The 17,134-nt window shown below is 64.6% G+C and carries 13 protein-coding genes; 9 read left to right on the top strand and 4 right to left on the bottom strand.

Annotated elements, in window-relative coordinates:
* Window positions 1-92: 92 nt before the first annotated feature.
* Window positions 93-2,459, top strand: a complete 2,367-nt coding sequence (locus tag QM712_RS05795; RefSeq protein ID WP_415022104.1) for an efflux RND transporter permease subunit — start codon at window positions 93-95, stop codon at window positions 2,457-2,459.
* A gap of 109 nt (window positions 2,460-2,568) precedes the next feature.
* On the opposite strand, the gene QM712_RS05790 is transcribed toward QM712_RS05795, so the two are convergent.
* Complete coding sequence (locus tag QM712_RS05790; RefSeq protein WP_415022103.1) at window positions 2,569-3,066, bottom strand: hypothetical protein; 498 nt, start codon at window positions 3,064-3,066, stop codon at window positions 2,569-2,571.
* A 458-nt stretch (window positions 3,067-3,524) separates the two neighbouring features.
* Between QM712_RS05790 and QM712_RS05785 the strand changes: the two genes are divergently transcribed.
* The 6 genes from QM712_RS05785 to QM712_RS05760 all read left to right on the top strand — a co-directional run bounded on the left by QM712_RS05785 (window position 3,525) and on the right by QM712_RS05760 (window position 9,668).
* Window positions 3,525-3,758 (top strand): hypothetical protein, encoded by a 234-nt coding sequence (locus tag QM712_RS05785; RefSeq protein ID WP_008553259.1) that lies wholly within the window; start codon window positions 3,525-3,527, stop codon window positions 3,756-3,758.
* A gap of 190 nt (window positions 3,759-3,948) precedes the next feature.
* Window positions 3,949-4,833, top strand: coding sequence for a squalene synthase HpnC (gene hpnC / locus QM712_RS05780; protein WP_415022102.1), 885 nt, complete (start codon window positions 3,949-3,951; stop codon window positions 4,831-4,833).
* The gene (gene hpnD / locus QM712_RS05775; RefSeq protein WP_415022101.1) at window positions 4,823-5,662 is read left to right on the top strand and encodes a presqualene diphosphate synthase HpnD; all 840 of its coding nucleotides are present in this window, start codon (window positions 4,823-4,825) and stop codon (window positions 5,660-5,662) included. The genes hpnC and hpnD overlap by 11 nt, the downstream gene beginning before the upstream one ends.
* Window positions 5,662-6,918 carry a hydroxysqualene dehydroxylase HpnE gene (gene hpnE / locus QM712_RS05770; RefSeq protein ID WP_415022100.1) on the top strand — a complete coding sequence of 419 codons (1,257 nt, stop codon included), beginning with the start codon at window positions 5,662-5,664 and terminating at the stop codon, window positions 6,916-6,918. Before hpnD ends, hpnE begins: the two co-directional genes overlap by 1 nt.
* A gap of 51 nt (window positions 6,919-6,969) precedes the next feature.
* Complete coding sequence (gene shc, locus QM712_RS05765; protein ID WP_415022099.1) at window positions 6,970-8,922, top strand: squalene--hopene cyclase; 1,953 nt, start codon at window positions 6,970-6,972, stop codon at window positions 8,920-8,922.
* On the top strand, window positions 8,919-9,668 hold the full coding sequence (locus QM712_RS05760; RefSeq protein ID WP_415022098.1) for a phosphorylase: 750 nt from the start codon (window positions 8,919-8,921) through the stop codon (window positions 9,666-9,668). The genes shc and QM712_RS05760 overlap by 4 nt, the downstream gene beginning before the upstream one ends.
* Before the next feature lie 156 nt (window positions 9,669-9,824).
* On the opposite strand, the gene hpnH is transcribed toward QM712_RS05760, so the two are convergent.
* Together hpnH and ispH are read right to left on the bottom strand one after the other, a co-directional pair.
* The gene (hpnH, locus tag QM712_RS05755; RefSeq protein WP_415022097.1) at window positions 9,825-10,985 is read right to left on the bottom strand and encodes an adenosyl-hopene transferase HpnH; all 1,161 of its coding nucleotides are present in this window, start codon (window positions 10,983-10,985) and stop codon (window positions 9,825-9,827) included.
* Window positions 10,986-11,020: 35 nt separating this feature from the next.
* On the bottom strand, window positions 11,021-11,947 hold the full coding sequence (ispH, locus tag QM712_RS05750) for a 4-hydroxy-3-methylbut-2-enyl diphosphate reductase (RefSeq protein WP_415022096.1): 927 nt from the start codon (window positions 11,945-11,947) through the stop codon (window positions 11,021-11,023).
* Window positions 11,948-12,410: 463 nt separating this feature from the next.
* Between ispH and QM712_RS05745 the strand changes: the two genes are divergently transcribed.
* Window positions 12,411-14,999: an MMPL family transporter gene (locus QM712_RS05745; protein ID WP_415022095.1), complete on the top strand. Its 2,589-nt coding sequence runs from the start codon at window positions 12,411-12,413 to the stop codon at window positions 14,997-14,999.
* Here QM712_RS05745 and QM712_RS05740 read toward each other — a convergent pair.
* Complete coding sequence (locus tag QM712_RS05740; RefSeq protein ID WP_415022094.1) at window positions 14,967-15,599, bottom strand: DUF2147 domain-containing protein; 633 nt, start codon at window positions 15,597-15,599, stop codon at window positions 14,967-14,969. The genes QM712_RS05745 and QM712_RS05740 overlap by 33 nt on opposite strands.
* A 141-nt stretch (window positions 15,600-15,740) precedes the next feature.
* Between QM712_RS05740 and hpnO the strand changes: the two genes are divergently transcribed.
* Window positions 15,741-17,132: an aminobacteriohopanetriol synthase HpnO gene (gene hpnO / locus QM712_RS05735; protein WP_415022093.1), complete on the top strand. Its 1,392-nt coding sequence runs from the start codon at window positions 15,741-15,743 to the stop codon at window positions 17,130-17,132.
* Window positions 17,133-17,134 lie beyond the last annotated feature (2 nt).

The raw sequence follows: 17,134 nt of genomic DNA, 5'->3' as shown, positions 1-17,134 counted from the left end.
AAGGGCAAGCCTCCCACTGGCATGGCGTTTTCAAGCCGTTCGCGGAGCGCAACAAGCTCACCAACCGAGCCGATTTAGGAACTGGACAAGGCATGCTCGAAAAGCACAGCGAGAGTGAGGTTCATGTCGACAAGGTCGAGCAGGGACCGTCGTCCTCGATCGCCTTCGGTTTGGAGCGTCTCGGGCTGATCGCCGTCCGCGCCCCGATCGTGTCCTGCATCGTCCTGCTCGTGCTGATCGTCGGCGCCGTGTTCGGCATCCATCGGATCAAGATCGACGATTCGCTGTCGCAGCTCTTCCGCTCCGATACCCGCGAATTCCGCCAGTACGAAGAGGTGACGAAGAAGTTCCCGGCCGAGGAGTTCGATGTCCTCGTCGTGGTCGAGGGCAAGAACCTCCTGGCGCGGAACAACCTCGAGAAGTTGCGCGACTTCGTCACCGACCTGCAACTGGTCGAAGGCACGCGCGGGCTCGTTTCGCTGTTCTCCGCGCGCCAAGCGCCGGCGCCGGGCAAGCTGCCGGCGGCGCTGTTCCCGGCCGAGCTGCCGGAGGGCGAGGCCTACGACAAATTCATCGAGACCGTCAAAAACAACGAGATCATCCGCGGCAAGCTGTTGTCGGAGGACGGCACGCTGGCGCTGATCGTGCTCTCGCTCGATCCGGAGGTGGTCGCCTCCAGCAAGCTGACCAAGACCGTCGGCGATATCCGCGCCCTGATGAAGGAAGACCTCGGCGAGACCGGGCTCAATGTGCAGCTTTCAGGCGTGCCGGTGATGCAGCTCGAGATCCGCAACGCGGTCGAGCGCGACGGGCTCACCTACAACATCCTCGGCATTCTCGCCGGCTGCGTCATCGCCATCGTCTTCTTCCGGAAGATATCCTTCATGGTGGCGGCGGCATTCCCGCCGATGATCGCCATCCTGCTGGCGCTCGGCGCGCTCGGCTGGGCGAACTTCAATCTCAACATGTTCCTGAACGTGATGACGCCGCTCATCATGGTGATCAGCTTCTCGGACTCGATGCAGCTCACCTTCGCCGCGCGTGACCGGCTGATCGCGGGTCAGGACAAGTTCACCGCGTTCAAGAACGCGGTGCTGGTGGTGGGACCGGCCTGCGTGCTGACGCACGGCACCGCGGGCATTTCCTTCATCGCGCTGCAGTTCTCCGACTCCGACCTGATCCGCAAGTTCGGCGAGGCGGGTCTCGCCGCCACCATCATCGCGCTGGTCGCGGTGCTGTCGCTGGTGCCGGTGTTCGGCGTGCTGCTGGTGCGCAACGAGAAGGTGTTCGCGGTCAAGTTCCAGAGTGCGGATGCCGGCGTGCAGGCGCTGCGCAATTTCTGCTACTGGATCGCTGTGCGCATGGTCGGCCGTCCCGGGCTGTTCAGCCTGATCGCGGTGCTGTTCGTCGGCGGCCTCGGAGTGATCTACGCCAATCTGGAGCCGCGCTACCGGCTCGCCGACCAGGTGCCGGACAAGCGCCAGGCCGTTGCCGCCAGCGATCGGCTCGATGCCAAGCTCACCGGCGCCAATCCGGTCAACGTGCTGATCCAGTTCCCCAAGGGTGAAACGCTCTATTCGCCGGAGACCCTCCAGACCATCGCGGATGTGCATGCGACCGTCGAGAAGGCCGCCGGTGTCGGCAACGTCTGGTCGCTCGAAACCCTGCGCCGCTGGCTCGCCGAAAAGGCCGGCAGCGCCGACGTCGCGACGCTCCAGGAATATGTGAACGTCATTCCCGAGCATCTGGTGCGGCGGTTCATCGACGCCGAGCAGGACGCCGTGGTGGTCGCGGGACGCGTGCCGGACAAGGATTCCAGCCAGCTCCTGCCGATCGTCGACAAGCTCGATTCCGAGCTCGACGGCATCCGCAAGAAGCATCCCGGCTACGAGATCGCGGTGACGGGCCTCGCCGCGATTGCCGCGCGCAACTCGGCCAGCATGATCGAGAAGCTGAACCACGGCCTCACCATCGAATTCGCGCTGGTCGCGCTTTTCATCGGCCTGGCGTTCCGTTCCTGGGTGGTGATGCTCGCCTGCATCCTGCCGGGCATCTTCCCGGTGGTGATGTCCGGAACCGTGCTGTGGGCGATGGGTGAGGGGCTGCAATTCGCCAGCGTGGTGGCGCTCACCGTCTCGTTCGGCCTGGGGCTCAGCGCCACCATCCACTTCCTCAACCGGCTGCGGCTGGAGAGCAAGCCGGGTGTCGGTTCGGCGCTCGCGGTGGAGCGGGCGACCGTGCTGGTCGGACCGGCGCTGATCCTGACCACGGTAGTGCTGGCCTGCGGCCTCGTCGTCACCGTCTTCTCGGACCTGCCGTCGTTGCGCCTGTTCGGCTGGCTCAGCGCCTTCTCGATGGTCATGGCCCTCGTCGCGGACCTCTTCATCCTGCGGCCGACGGCGATGTGGCTGATCAATCTGCACGCCAGGCTGCAAGGGCCGGACAAGCCCGCGATCTGAGCGGGGCACGAGGTCGCCTCGCGTTTCGCCGCGGTCTGCCAGCGTTGCTCAGCAAAAAGGCCCCCGGCACGCGAGAGCCGGGGGCCTTTTGTTTTCGATCGGAAACGCGTCAGGTCTTCGTCATGGTGATGCTGACGCCGCGGATCTCGCCCTTCGAACTGATCTGCACGGTCTGCTTGGTGCCGTTGGTGCGCAGCGACAGATTGGCGGCAAATCCGTTGGCCTCGACGAACACGTCGATCTGGCCGCCGCCGGCGGTGCCCTGGAGATTGCCGAAGATGTTGCGGCTGGATTCGCTCCAATTGCCGGAGATGCGGTCGCCCTGGCTCGTCACGTCGCTGGTGAGGTCGAATTTGTAGCTGTCGCTGGCGCAGTGCAGGCTCTGCTTGAGGTTGAGGCCGCTGCCGGCGACCTTGTAGTCGGCCCTGCAGCGAATGCGCTCGGTCGAGCCGTCGGACAGCGACACAGTGCCGCTGCCGGTCCAGGCGCCGTCGAAGCCGGCGAACGGTCCGGACGACTGAGCGTGGCTTGCCGAGACTGAGAAGAGCAGCGCTGCGCCGATGCCGGCCGCCTTGATCGCTTGTCCAGATCGCCCAAAGAATCTCATCATAAGTATCCCGTTTTGGAATGGCGTCCTCCGAAGAAAGGACGTCCGCCGCATCGAAGGTTTAGTGCTGCGAGCCAGTGTCAGGTTCAAAGCCCGCATGGCCGCAATGACGGGACCGTGAACTGTTTTCGCGGTCGTCCGGTTCCCGATTCCTCGTGTTTCCACGTGTTTCCGGCCGGAAAAACGCGCCGGACAGATGCAGCTCTGCAACAGGTACCGGGCAAAACGCGTCGTGCTCAAATTATGACGTAGTATCAAACCCTTACATCTGCGAATGAAGGTGGCCGGAAGGCTCGATTTGGTAGGCGTGGCACCAATTTGGCCGCATTTACCAGCGCTTGTGCCTACTCCGATGCCGCGCTTGCCGTGGCAACTTGCCATCAGAACAAACCGTTCCCGCCGTCCGCCCTGTGCTGTCCGGGATCGGTGCGATTCTGCCGTCAGAATGAAGGAATACAATGCGTAAGCTTCTCGTCGCTCTCACCCTGCTGTCGGCATCCCTCTCGACCGCGGCGTTCGCCCAGCAAGGGCGTGGCACGGACGCCGAGCAGAAGGCCTGCACGCGCGACGTGCAGAAGTTCTGCCGTCCGGTCATCGATCAGGGCGATTTCACGATCCTGGCCTGCCTGAAGGAGAATCGGGCCAAGATCTCGCAGGCCTGCGACCAGGTCCTGAAGAACCACAACCAGTAAGCTCGTCCGCTGGCCCACAAAGGCGGATCCGGGGCCGCCTTTTCGGGCCCGGTCCGCAGGGCAGCCATCGAGAGACAGGATTGGTTTTGCGGCCGTATTCTCCTATATGGGGGCCGCGGCGGCACTGCCGGCGCGAGCCCATGCGGGCGAAAACGGTCCTCCTGTTCAAACGATTGTCAGCCAGCCCTCGATGACCTCTGCGAGCGAATTGCGATCCGGCAAAGGTGACCGCGACGAGAATTTTCCCGTCGCGTCCTGGATCATTCATCCGCGTCATCGCGCGCTGATCCTGGCTTATTACAATTTCGTCCGCACCGCCGACGACATTGCCGATCACGCCAGCTTGCCGGCGGATCAGAAGCTTGCCTATCTCGACCTGCTCGAGGCGGAACTGCTCGGCAAGGGCGATACCCAGGCCGAAGCCGTCACCTTGCGGCGCGCGCTCGCCGAACGCGGCATGACGCCGCGCCACGCACTCGACGTGCTCGTCGCCTTCCGCATGGACGTGACGAAGCTGCGCTACGAGAACTGGGACGAGGTCATCCACTATTGCCGCTATTCGGCGATGCCGGTCGGCCGCTTCATGCTCGACGTCCACGGCGAGAGCACCTCGACATGGGCCGCGTCGGACGCGCTCTGCGCGGGCCTCCAGATCAACAACCACCTCCAGGACTGCGGCAAGGATTTTCGCGAGCTCAATCGCGTCTATCTGCCGCGCGATGCGCTGACTGCGAGCGGCGCGACGGTCGAGCAGCTCGGTCTCTCGCAGTCGCCGCCGGCAATGCTGGCCTGCCTGCAGGCGCTCGCCGTGCGCAACCAGGCGCTTCTCGAGGAGAGCAAGTCGCTCAGCGCGGAGGTGAGGGATGTCCGCCTCGGCATCGACGTCGCGGTGATCCAGGCCTACGCCGACCGCATCGTACGCCTGCTCAAGGTGCGCGATCCCCTGCGCGAGCGCGTGCATCTCAACAAGTTCGAACTCCTCATCTTCAGCCTTGCCGGCATCGCCGGTGAAATCGGCCGACGCGCGATCGGACGCAAGGCCATCTCCAAACCGGGGACTGCGCATGACGCTTGAGGCGACCTCGCCCGGCGCCGATTATGGCTCGACCGCATCCGGCAGCTCGTTCTACGCCGCGATGCGCATCCTGCCGCGCGACCAGCGCGAAGCGATGTTCCAGATCTACAGCTTCTGCCGTCAGGTCGACGACATCGCCGATTCCGACGGCCCGCGCGACGAGCGGCTCGCCGCGCTCCAGCAATGGCGCGACGATGTCGAGGCGCTCTATCAGGGGCGCCCGCCGCAGCGGTTGAAAGACTACGTCGCCTCGGTGAAGACGTTCGGGCTGAAGCGCGAGGATTTCCTGGCCATCGTCGACGGCATGGAGATGGACGTGCCGCAGGACATCCGCGCGCCCGACATGGCGACGCTCGACCTGTATTGCGACCGTGTCGCGAGCGCCGTCGGGCGGTTGTCGGTGCGGGTGTTCGGCCTTCCGGAGGAGGACGGCATCCTGCTCGCCCACCATCTCGGCCGCGCGCTCCAGCTCACCAACATCCTGCGCGACATCGACGAGGACGCGACGCTCGGCCGGCTCTACCTGCCGCGCGAGGCGCTTCTGCACGCCGGCATCACGTCGGACGATCCGAACCGCGTCGCGACCGAGCGCGCATTGCCCAAGGTCTGCCTGCCGCTGGCACAGCGCGCCAAGGTGCATTTCGAGAAGTCGGACGAGATCATGAACCGCAACAGGCGCCGTGCGGTGCGCGCGCCGCGGATGATGTCGAAATACTATCATGCCATTCTGGATCTTCTGATCGCGCGCGGTTTCAACGCGCCGCGTGAGCCGGTGCGCGTGTCGAAGGTCACACGCATCGCCATCCTGCTCCGTTACGCTTTCATCTGATGCAAAAGACAGCTCACATCATCGGTGCCGGAATTTCCGGCCTCTCCGCCGCCGTTCGGCTCGCCAATGCCGGCTTCAAGGTCAGCGTGCACGAGGCGACGCACCAGGCCGGCGGCCGCTGCCGTTCCTATTTCGACGGCGCCACCAACCTCACCATCGACAACGGCAACCATCTGCTGCTGTCGGGCAACAGCCATGCGCGGGCCTATGCACGGTCGATCGGCACCGAGGCCGGTCTGGTCGGACCGGAGAGCGCGCAGTTTCCGTTCGTCGATCTCGCGACCGGGCAGCGCTGGCAGATCGATCTCGGCGACGGCCGGCTGCCGACCTGGGTGCTTGACGAGAGCCGGCGCGTTCCCGACACCGGCCTCACCGACTACCTGAAGCTGGCGCCGCTGATTTGGGCTTCCGAGGACACGCTGGTCGGCAAGTCCATTCCCTGCGAGGGCACGCTCTACCAGCGCCTGGTGCAGCCGTTACTGCTCGCGGCGCTCAACGTCGATCCGCCCGAGGGCTCGGCCGGGCTTGCCGGCGCGATCGTGCGGGAGACTCTGCTCGCCGGCGGGCAGGCCTGCCGGCCGTTGATCGCACGTGACGGCCTCAGCGCGGTGCTGATCGAGCCCGCGGTGAAATTCCTGCAGGAGCGCGGCCATTCCGTTCAGCTTGGCCATGAGCTGCGTTCGTTCGCGACCGCGGACGGCAAGGTCGGCGCGCTGAATTTCGGCGGCGAGGATGTGATCGCGATCGGGGAGGGCGACGTCGTCGTGATGGCCGTTCCGCCGCGTGCCGCCGCCAGCCTCGTACCCGGACTGAAGACGCCGACCGAATTCCGCGCCATCGTGAATGCGCATTTCCGTTTCGAGCCGCCGCCGGGTTCGGCGCCGATCCTGGGTGTGATCGGCGGTATCGTGGAATGGCTGTTCGCGTTCCCGAACCGGCTCTCGGTGACCATCAGCAACAGCGACCGTCTGGTCGACATGCCGCGCGAGGAACTCGCGCAGGCGATCTGGAACGACGTCTGCAAGGCGGGCGGCGTCTCGGGCGAACTGCCCCCCTGGCAGATCGTGCGTGAGCGCCGGGCCACTTTTGCGGCCACGCCCGTCCAGAATGCCCTGCGTCCGGGGCCGGTCACCGCGCTGAAAAACCTGTTCCTTGCCGGCGATTGGACTGCTACGGGATTGCCTGCAACCATCGAGGGATCGGTCCGGTCGGGTGACCGCGCTGCCGATCTGGTTCTGGCCGCGAAGCGGCCCTGACGGGCATCGTCCCGGATCAAATTCAATCAACTATCGGAGCAATCGAGCGAGATGGATTCCGTGAACGCGACCAGCCGCGAAGTCCTGGAATCGAGCATTGCGTCCGCCACGCAAGGCGTCCTCGGCTTCCAGCAATCCGATGGCCATTGGGTCTTCGAACTCGAGGCCGATTGCACGATTCCGGCCGAGTACGTCCTGCTGCGCCACTATCTCGCCGAGCCCGTGGACGCCGTGATCGAGGCCAAGATCGGCAATTATCTGCGCCGCATCCAGGGTGCCCATGGCGGCTGGCCGCTGGTGCATGACGGCGAGTTCGACATGAGCGCCAGCGTGAAGGGCTACTTCGCGCTGAAGATGATCGGCGATTCCGTCGACGCGCCGCACATGGTGCGCGCACGCGAGGCGATCCATGCCCGCGGCGGCGCCATCAACAGCAACGTCTTCACGCGCTTCCTGCTGGCGATGTTCGGCGTGACGACCTGGCGCGCGGTGCCGGTGCTGCCGATCGAGATCGTGCTGCTGCCGTTCTGGTCGCCGTTCCACCTCAACAAGATCTCGTACTGGGCGCGCACCACGATGGTGCCCCTGATGGTGATCGCGGCGCTGAAGCCGCGCGCGCGGAATCCGAAGGGCGTCGGCATCGACGAGCTGTTTCTCCAGGATCCGCGCTCGATCGGCATGAGCGCCAAGGCGCCGCACCAGAGCATGGCCTGGTTTCTGCTGTTCCGTTCGCTCGATGCGGTGCTGCGCGTCGTCGAGCCGATGTTTCCGAAGAGCCTGCGCAAGCGCGCGATCGATGCTGCGCTGGCCTTCACCGAGGAACGTCTCAACGGCGAGGACGGCATGGGCGCGATCTATCCGCCCATGGCCAACATCGTCATGATGTACGACGCGCTCGGCAAGGACGAGAGCTATCCGCCGCGCGCGACCACGCGCCGGGGCATCGACAAGCTGCTCGTGATCGGCGAGGACGAGGCTTATTGCCAGCCTTGCGTCTCGCCGGTGTGGGACACCACGCTGACGGCGCACGCGCTGCTCGAGGCCGGTGGCGACAAGGCGGTGCCTGCGGCCAAGCAGGGTCTCGACTGGCTGATCCCGAAGCAGGAGCTCAGCGTGAAGGGCGACTGGGCCGTGAAGCGGCCGGACGTGCGCCCGGGCGGCTGGGCGTTCCAGTACAACAATGCCCATTATCCCGACCTCGACGACACCGCGGTCGTGGTGATGTCGATGGACCGGATGCGCCGAGAGCACGGCGCGGTCGGCTATGACGACGCGATCGCGCGCGGCCGGGAATGGATCGAGGGCATGCAGAGCGACGACGGCGGCTGGGCCGCCTTCGACGTGAACAACCTCGAATATTACCTGAACAACATCCCGTTCTCGGACCATGGCGCGCTGCTCGATCCGCCGACCGAGGACGTCACGGCCCGCTGCATTTCCATGCTGGCCCAGCTCGGCGAGACCGAGAAGAGCAGCAAGCACCTCGCCGACGGGATCGCCTATCTCAGGAAGACCCAGCACCCGGAGGGGTCCTGGTACGGCCGCTGGGGCATGAACTTCATCTATGGAACCTGGTCGGTGCTCTGCGCCCTGAACATGGCCGGCGTCGACCACAAGGACCCGATGATCCGGAAGGCCGCCGACTGGCTGGCCTCGATCCAGAACGAGGATGGCGGCTGGGGCGAGGACGCCGTCAGCTACCGTCTGGACTACAAGGGATGGGAGGCCGCCCCCTCGACCGCCTCGCAAACGGCATGGGCCTTGCTTGCCTTGATGGCGGCGGGTGAGGTCGATCACCCGGCCGTCGCCCGCGGGGTGGAGTACCTGATTGCAACACAGAACGAAAAAGGACTGTGGGACGAGCAGCGCTACACGGCGACAGGCTTCCCCCGCGTCTTCTATCTACGGTATCATGGTTACCCGAAGTTCTTTCCGCTGTGGGCGTTGGCCCGGTATCGGAACTTGCGGAACACCAACAGCAGGGTGGTAGGGGTCGGAATGTGACGTTGGGGACGGGGGATTATATTACCGCGGGCAATGCCATAGATTCGCGGCCGATACTGATCGTGACCGGACTGGTCCAGGAGGCCCGTATCGCGGCCGGCCCGGGCATGGCCGTCATCTGCTCATCCAGCAGCCCGACCCAGTTGCGGGCGCTCCTGACGGTGGTGGATCCCGAGACGATTCGCGGCGTCATTTCCTTCGGCGTGGCCGGCGGGCTGGACCCCACGCTGCGCTCGGGCGACGTCGTCGTGGCGACCGAGGTGCTGTCGGGCGATGCCCGCTGGGGCGCCGGTCTGTCGCTCAGCGGTGATCTCATCGACAAGCTCACTTCCGGCCGCCGCCGGGTCGTGCGCGGCAGCCTCGCCGGCGCCGAGGAGGTGGTGACGGGCAGCTCCTGCAAGGCCGCACTGCATTCGGAGACCGGAGCCGCCGCCGTCGACATGGAAAGCCACATCGCGGCTGCCTATGCCGCCGAGGCCGGGCTTCCCTTCGCCGCGGTCCGCGTGATCAGCGATCCCGCCCATCGTGCGCTGCCGGCGCTCGCCCGTGCCGCGATCAAGCCGAACGGGCAGATCGACCTTGGAGCGGTGCTGCGTGGCATCGTGCGCAATCCGGCTACCCTGCATGCCCTGGTCTCGACCGGCATCGACTTCAACCGCGCGCTGCGCTCCCTGCGCGGCTGCCGCGACTTCCTGATCGGCACCGAGCTTGCCGACAGCGAGGCGCTCGTCTCCGAGACGATCTGAGCGGTCTCCTCGATCCGACAAGACCTCGATCAGACAAGAAAAAGGCCCGGTCGCCATTGGCGCCCGGGCCTTTTGCTTTTGATTTCTTTTGATCGGGGCGCCGCGCCCTGTTCCCGGATTTAGCTTCGCGCCATCCGGGACAGGTCGCCGTCCTGATCAGGCCGCGGTCGAGGCCTTCTGAGCGGCCTTCTGCTGTGCGGCGAGCGCCTCGTCCTTGCGGATCTCCGAGAGCTTCTTCTGGACCTGCTCCGAGAAGATGTACTGCGCCGGGCGCTGCTTGGACATGTCGATCTCCGGCGCCATCGGGCCGGAGGTCTTGATGCCGCGCAGCGATACCCACATCGCCTTCAGCGGGTTGTTGAGGGCGGCGGTCGCGGCCGTCGGCTCGTAGCCGCAATGGGCCATACAGTCGGCGCACTTCTCGTATTTGCCGGTGCCGTAGGTCTCCCAGTCGGTGGTGTCCATCAGCTCCTTGAAGGTCTTCGCGTAGCCTTCACCGAGCAGATAGCAGGGCTTCTGCCAGCCGAAGATGTTGCGGGCAGGCATGCCCCAGGGCGTGCACTCGTATTCCTGGTTGCCGGCGAGGAAGTCCAGGAACAGGCCGGAATGCATGAAGTTCCACTTCTTGCCCTTGCCCATCGCGAAGACGTCGCGGAACAGCTTCTTGGTCTTGGTGCGGTTCAGGAAGTGCTCCTGGTCCGGCGCGCGCTCATACGCGTAACCCGGCGACATCGAGACGCCGACACCGAGCTCGACGGTGAGGTCGAGGAACTTCGCGATCTCCTCGGCCGGGTGGCCGTCGAAGATGGTGGCGTTGACGTTGACGGTGAAGCCGCGCGCCTTGGCAGCCTTGATCGCGGAGACGGCGCGGTCGAACACGCCCTTCTGAGACACGGCCTTGTCGTGATGGTCCTTCAGGCCGTCGAGATGCACGGAGAAGAACAGATACGGGGAGGGCTTGAACAGATCGAGCTTCTTCTCGAGCAGCAGTGCGTTGGTGCAGAGCGAGACGAACTTCTTGCGCTCGACGAGGCCGCGCACGATCTCGCCGATCTCCTTGTGGATCAGCGGCTCGCCGCCGGGAATGGCGACCATCGGCGCGCCGCATTCGTCGGCGGCGTCCCAGCACTCCTGCGCCGTCATGCGGCGGTTCAGGATCGCGTCGGGATAGTCGATCTTGCCGCAGCCCACGCAGGCGAGGTTGCAGCGAAACAGCGGCTCCAGCATCAACACGAGCGGATAGCGCTTGCGGCCAAGCATTTTCTGCTTGAGCAAATAGCCGCCGATACGCATTTCCTTGAAGAAGGGTATAGCCATTACAAGTTTCTTTCTGGGCTTGAAATTCGGGTGGGTCAGCTCGCAGCCAGTTGGGCTGGAAGCCGGAATTCGATGTTTTCCTCGCGGCCCGGCAGCACAGAGACCTTCACAGGTCCGATCCGCCGCATCGTTTCGATCACGTCATCCACGAGTACCTCGGGCGCCGAAGCGCCGGCCGTGACGCCGACGGTCCTGGCATCTTTCAACCACTCCGGATTGAGCTCGCTGCCATCGGCAATCAGATAACTCGCGACACCGGCCTCAGTGCCGATTTCGCGGAGCCGGTTCGAGTTCGAGCTGTTGGCAGCGCCCACCACCAAGATCACGTCGACCAGCTTGCTCAAGTCCCTTACCGCAGATTGGCGGTTCTGTGTCGCATAGCAGATATCCCGGATATCCGGACCTTGAATATCTGTAAAGCGTGCCTGCAGGGCGGCGATGATGTCCTTGGTGTCGTCGACCGACAGGGTCGTCTGGGTGATGTAGGCCACGGGCGTATCCGCCGGCAGCTCCAGGGATTTAACCTCCTGAACGCTCTGGACAAGCAGAACGGGGCCGGGAACCTGGCCCATCGTGCCCTCGACCTCGGGGTGGCCGGCATGGCCGATCAGGATCAAGGTGCGGCCCTTGGTGATGTAACGCTTCCCCTGATTGTGAACTTTCGTGACCAGGGGGCAGGTCGCGTTGAGCACGGGCAGGTCGCGTGCGGCGGCTTCCTCCTCGACGCTCCGGGCCACGCCATGGGCGCTGAACACGGTCACCGCCTTCGGTGGAACCTCGGAGAGTTCCTCGACGAAGATCGCGCCCTTGTTCTTCAGGCTCTCCACGACGTACTTGTTGTGCACGATCTCATGGCGCACGTAGACGGGCGGGCCGAATTTCTCCAGGGCCCGTTCCACGATCTCGATCGCACGCACTACGCCCGCGCAAAAACCGCGCGGCTGCGCCAGATAAACTTCCATTGGATGCCCATCACGCAAGTTGCACCAATCCGCTCAGTAGTCCCTGGCAACACCCCGGTACTGGCCAACGGGTTGCAATAACCGCACCATTGGCTTCCAGCACGCGGTAGCTGCCCACCCCTGTAGGGCTCCGACGCATGGAGGCGCAGTACTTTGTGTCAAAAAATCGGCAATAAGGAAAGGTGGAATGTACCGCCGGTTCCGGGATGGATTCGCTTTGCGGTAATATAATACGCTATCACTGGTGCGCAACGGGGCGACATTTGTGCTCACGCTTTCGCCACTTTAACGCCTCAACTGCCCGGCTATACCGACCGCCCCGCAAGATTTTGCCATGCTCTCCCGTCGTTTGCTTCGAACCACCTTGCGGAGAGAACCATCCAAAACAGCAATAGGTTTCGCCCGGGAACTCCGATAAACAGCGGGCGTTTTCGGCAAGCTGTTAACACTAGAAAGAAAAGATGTGCTGCAGAGCGTAGTCGTTGCCATTGTCAGGGCCTGTACCCGATTTGCCTCTCTGGTGGTCGTCCTCGGGGTCCTGCTGGCCGTCGGGGCGGGCTATTACGCGTCGCGCCACTTCGCCATCAACACCGACATCAATTCGCTGATTGCCCAGAATCTCGACTGGCGGCAACGTGATCAGCAGTTCGACCGCGCATTCGACCGCGATGCCACCATCCTGGCCGTCGTCGAGGCCAAGACGCCGGAAATGGCGACCGCGGCGGCGGACGCGCTCTACGCGAAGCTGAAGAGCGACAAGACCAACTTCCAGTCGATGCAGCAGCTCGGCACCGGTGAGTTCTTCGAGAAGAACGGCTTGCTGTTCCTGCCGACCGCGGAGGTCGGCAAGATCACCGGCCAGTTCGAATCCGCCGCCCCCCTGATCGAGATCATGGCGGGCGATCCCTCCATCCGCGGCCTGACCGGCGCGCTGGAGACGGGCCTTGCCGGCGTCAAGCGTGGCCAGGTCAAGCTCGACAGCACCGAGCGGCCTTTCAATCAGATCGCGCAGACGGTCGAGACGGTCCTCAACAAGGGCAATGCCAGCTTCTCCTGGCGCGAACTCGTCAGCGACGAGCCGCTGTCGGATTCGGACAAGCGCGCCTTCATCGAGTTCAAGCCGGTGCTCGACTACAATGCGCTGGAGCCGGGCAAGGGAGCGACCGACGCGATCCGCAAGGCTGCGGCCGATCTCGATTTCCCGACCAAGTTCCAGGCGCGGGTGCGGCTGACCGGACCGGTCCCGATCGCCAACGAGGAATACGCCACCGTGCAGGAGGGCGCGCTCGTCAACGGCGTCGGCACCGTGCTCGTCGTTCTCGTGATCCTGTGGCTCGCGCTGCACTCCGCGAAGATCATCTTCGCCGTGTTCGTCAATCTCTTCATCGGCCTTGCGGTGACCACGGCCGCCGGCTTGATGATGGTCGGCTCGCTCAATTTGTTGTCGATCGCGTTTGCCGTGCTGTTCGTCGGCCTGGGCGTCGATTTCGGCATTCAGTACAGCGTCCGCTACCGCTCCGAGCGCTACAAGCACAACGACCTCTCGGGCGCGCTGGTGCTGGCGGCGAAGCGATCGGCGGTGCCGCTGTCGCTCGCGGCGATGGCGACTGCTGCCGGTTTCCTGTGCTTCATGCCGACCGACTACAAGGGCATCTCCGAGCTCGGCCAGATCGCCGGCGTCGGCATGCTGGTGGCCTTCCTCTCCTCGATCACCGTGCTGCCGGCGATGCTCAAGCTTCTGAACCCGCCCGGCGAGAAGGAGCCGGTCGGCTACGCGTTCCTCGCGCCGCTCGACCATTTCCTGGAAACGCATCGCGTGCTCATCGTCGGCGGCACCATGCTTCTGGCGCTCGGCGGCCTGCCGCTGCTGTACTTCATGAAGTTCGACTTCAACCCGATGAACCTGCGCAATCCGAAGGCCGAATCGATCGCGACCTTCCTCGACTTGCGCAAGGATCCGAACACCGGCGCCAACGCCATCAACGTGATGACCACCTCCGAGGAGCAGGCGAGGCAGGTCGAGGCCAAGCTGGAGAAGGTTCCGGAAGTGCTGCGGGTGATGTCGCTCGACAGTTTCGTTCCCGAGGACCAGCAGCCGAAGCTGAAGCTGATCGCGCAGGGCGCCAAGGTGCTGAAGCCGGCGCTCAATCCGGATCAGATCGATGCGGCGCCGTCGGACCAGGAGAACGTCGAGTCGCTGAAATCCTCGGTCGACAATCTGCGCCGGACGGCGGGGGACGAGAAGGGGCCGGGCGCCGTCGCCTCGCGCCGGCTCGCCGATGCGCTGGAGAAGCTCGCGAACGCCGACGAGGCCATGCGCAACAAGGCGCAGGACGTGTTCGTCACGCCGATGAAGATCGTGTTCAGCCAGCTCCGGAGCGCGATACAGGCGGAGCCCGTGACCCTGAAGTCGTTGCCTCCCGACCTCGTGAATGCCTGGAAGAGCAAGGACGGCATCATCCGCGTCGAGGCGCTCCCGAAGGGTGATCCCAACGACAACGACACGCTGCGCAAATTCGCGGCGGCGGTGCTCGTGGCGGAGCCGACCGCGATCGGCGGCCCGGTCTCGATCCTGAAGTCGGGCGATACGGTCGTGAACGCGTTCATCCACGCCGGCATCTATGCGCTGCTGGTGATCGGCCCTTTGCTGTGGGTCACGCTGCGTCGCTTCGTCGACGTGTTGATGACGCTGGTGCCGCTTCTGGTTGCGGGCGCGGTGACGCTCGAGATCTGCGTGCTGATCGGCCTGCCGCTCAACTTCGCCAACATCGTCGCCTTCCCGCTGCTGCTCGGCGTCGGCGTCGCGTTCAAGATCTATTATGTCGTGGCCTGGCGCTCGGGCAGAACAAACCTGCTTCAGACCAGCCTGACGCGCGCGATCTTTTTCAGCGCGCTGACGACGGCGACGGCGTTCGGCAGCCTGTGGCTCTCGAGCCATCCGGGCACGTCCAGCATGGGCAAGCTGCTGGCGCTCTCGCTGCTGACGACGCTCGCCGCCGTGCTGCTGTTCCAGCCCGCCCTAATGGGCAAACCCCGCAATCTCAGGGAGTAGGCAGATATCGCCAACGGGATCGGCCGGGCCCTTCTGACCGGGCTTGGCCGCGGCGGCGGCGTTCTTCGGCGGCGCCGTCGGCGCAGGTGCTGCGGCACCCGCCGTTCCCGCGGCTTTGGGCGCCGCACCTGTCGTCTTCGGCGCGCCCTTGGCCGCGGTGTTCGCGGGGCTTGCCGGAATCGGCGGGCCAACCCGGGTCCAGGTTTCGCCGCCGCAGAGGAAGCCCATCACGCAGCCCTTGATCTCGAGCTGGTCGGTGCCGGCCGGAGTGATGGTCGCGCTGTAGAGCTGGCCGTCCTTCGCGTTGTAGACCTGTCCTTCCCACTGATCGACGCCGGACTTCTTCTTCATGTCGATCAGGGTCAGGATGCCCAGCGTCGGCCTGTTCTTTTTTGAGACATCGGGATTGTTCTCGTCGCGGCCGCCGGGCTGTTTTTCCCAGGAAACCGCGCCCCACATGCTGCCATTGCATTGGGCGACACGAATGTTGGCGACGCCGTCGGCAACCCGCCAGTCGCCGGTCGGGTCGGCGGCGAGCGCCGGGGTCAGGCAGGTGAAACCGCCAGCCAGTAGTATTCCGGTGTAAAGGGCCAAACGCATGAGTGTTCCTTGGCAGTGCAACATGGTTTAAAGCTGTGCTTGCGAAGATGGTCCGAAAAAGGGCAAAAGGCCGCACAGACCGTTTTCAGTAACGGTCCGTTTTCAGTTGACGAGACGGCCCTCAACCGAAGTATGTAGCGGATGCACAGTCCAAATCCAGACATGTCTCAGCTCTTCGCGGACCGTCAGGCCCAGCGTAGTGCCTTGCATAACCGGCATCTGAACGAACAGTTCGTTCGGGTTCTCAAGACCATCGGTTACGATGTCGGCTTCCAGAAGGGGCAGGGACAGTATCTCTACGATCGGGACGGCGTGCGCTATCTCGACCTGTTGTCCGGCTTTGGCGTGTTCGCGATCGGCCGCAACCATCCGGTGATGCGCGAGGCGCTGAAGAGCGTGCTCGATGCCGACCTGCCCAACCTCGTCCAGTTCGACGTCTCGACGCTCGCCGGTGTGCTCGCCGAGCGGCTGCTGAAATATGTTCCCTATCTCGACAAGGCGTTCTTCGCCAATTCCGGCGCCGAATGCGTCGAGGCCGCCATCAAGTTCGCGCGTGGCGCGACCGGCCGCCCGGGGATCGTCTATTGCGCCCATGGCTATCACGGCCTGACCTACGGCGCGCTCTCGCTCACGGGAGATTCGAATTTCCGCACCGGCTTCGAGCCGCTGCTGCCGGGTTGCACCTCGATCCCGTTCAACGATCTCGCCGCGCTCGAAAAGGCGCTGGCGTCCCGCGAAGTCGCGGCCTTCATCGTCGAACCGATCCAGGGCAAGGGCGTCAACATGCCCACCGACGAGTTCCTGCCGGGCGCGGCCGCGCTGTGCAAGAAATACGGCACGCTGTTCGTCGCCGACGAGATCCAGACCGGCATGGGCCGCACCGGCCGCTTCCTCGCGGTCGAGCACTGGAACGTCGAGCCGGACATGGTGCTGCTGTCGAAGTCGCTGTCCGGCGGCCACGTGCCGGTCGGCGCGGTGCTGACGCGCAAGAGCATCTTCGACAAGATCTTCAATCAGATGGACCGCGCGGTGGTGCACGGCTCCACCTTCTCCAAGAACGACCTCGCGATGGCCGCGGGCATCGCCACGCTCGACGTGATGGAGTCCGAGAAGCTGATCGAGTCCGCCGCCAAGCGCGGCGCCGAGCTGCGCCTGGCGCTGACGCGCATGGTGCCCGGCTACGAGCTGATGAAGGAAGTGCGCGGCAAGGGCCTGATGATCGGCGTCGAGTTCGGCCCGCCGAAGTCGCTGCGCCTGCGTGCCTCCTGGAACGTGCTGGAGACCGCGAACAAGGGCCTGTTCTGCCAGCTCATCACCGTGCCGCTGTTCAAGGATCACAAGATCCTGACCCAGGTTGCCGGCCACGGCAGCCACACCATCAAGCTGCTGCCGCCGCTCACCATCACCGAGGAAGACTGCGGCTGGATCGAGCGTGCCTTCGACGACGTCATCGCCGGCAGCCACAAGGTCCCCGGCGCGATCTGGTCGCTCGGCAAGACGCTGGTGGACAACGCCGTGAGGCGGTCGGCCTAGGC

This window comes from Bradyrhizobium sp. (assembly GCF_047605465.1).
Classification (GTDB): Bacteria; Pseudomonadota; Alphaproteobacteria; order Rhizobiales; family Xanthobacteraceae; genus Bradyrhizobium.
This window is presented reverse-complemented; position numbering and strand designations above follow the sequence as displayed.

Excerpts from the sequence above, each read along its gene's own strand:
- QM712_RS05785 (WP_008553259.1), top strand. The coding sequence starts at position 3,525 with ATGCGTAAGCTTCTCGTCGCTCTCACCCTGCTGTCGGCATCCCTCTCG.
- hpnO (WP_415022093.1), top strand. The coding sequence starts at position 15,741 with ATGCACAGTCCAAATCCAGACATGTCTCAGCTCTTCGCGGACCGTCAG.
- shc (WP_415022099.1), top strand. The coding sequence starts at position 6,970 with ATGGATTCCGTGAACGCGACCAGCCGCGAAGTCCTGGAATCGAGCATT.
- QM712_RS05740 (WP_415022094.1), bottom strand. The coding sequence starts at position 15,599 with ATGCGTTTGGCCCTTTACACCGGAATACTACTGGCTGGCGGTTTCACC.
- hpnD (WP_415022101.1), top strand. The coding sequence starts at position 4,823 with ATGACGCTTGAGGCGACCTCGCCCGGCGCCGATTATGGCTCGACCGCA.
- ispH (WP_415022096.1), bottom strand. The coding sequence starts at position 11,947 with ATGGAAGTTTATCTGGCGCAGCCGCGCGGTTTTTGCGCGGGCGTAGTG.
- hpnC (WP_415022102.1), top strand. The coding sequence starts at position 3,949 with ATGACCTCTGCGAGCGAATTGCGATCCGGCAAAGGTGACCGCGACGAG.
- hpnH (WP_415022097.1), bottom strand. The coding sequence starts at position 10,985 with ATGGCTATACCCTTCTTCAAGGAAATGCGTATCGGCGGCTATTTGCTC.
- hpnE (WP_415022100.1), top strand. The coding sequence starts at position 5,662 with ATGCAAAAGACAGCTCACATCATCGGTGCCGGAATTTCCGGCCTCTCC.
- QM712_RS05795 (WP_415022104.1), top strand. The coding sequence starts at position 93 with ATGCTCGAAAAGCACAGCGAGAGTGAGGTTCATGTCGACAAGGTCGAG.
- QM712_RS05790 (WP_415022103.1), bottom strand. The coding sequence starts at position 3,066 with ATGAGATTCTTTGGGCGATCTGGACAAGCGATCAAGGCGGCCGGCATC.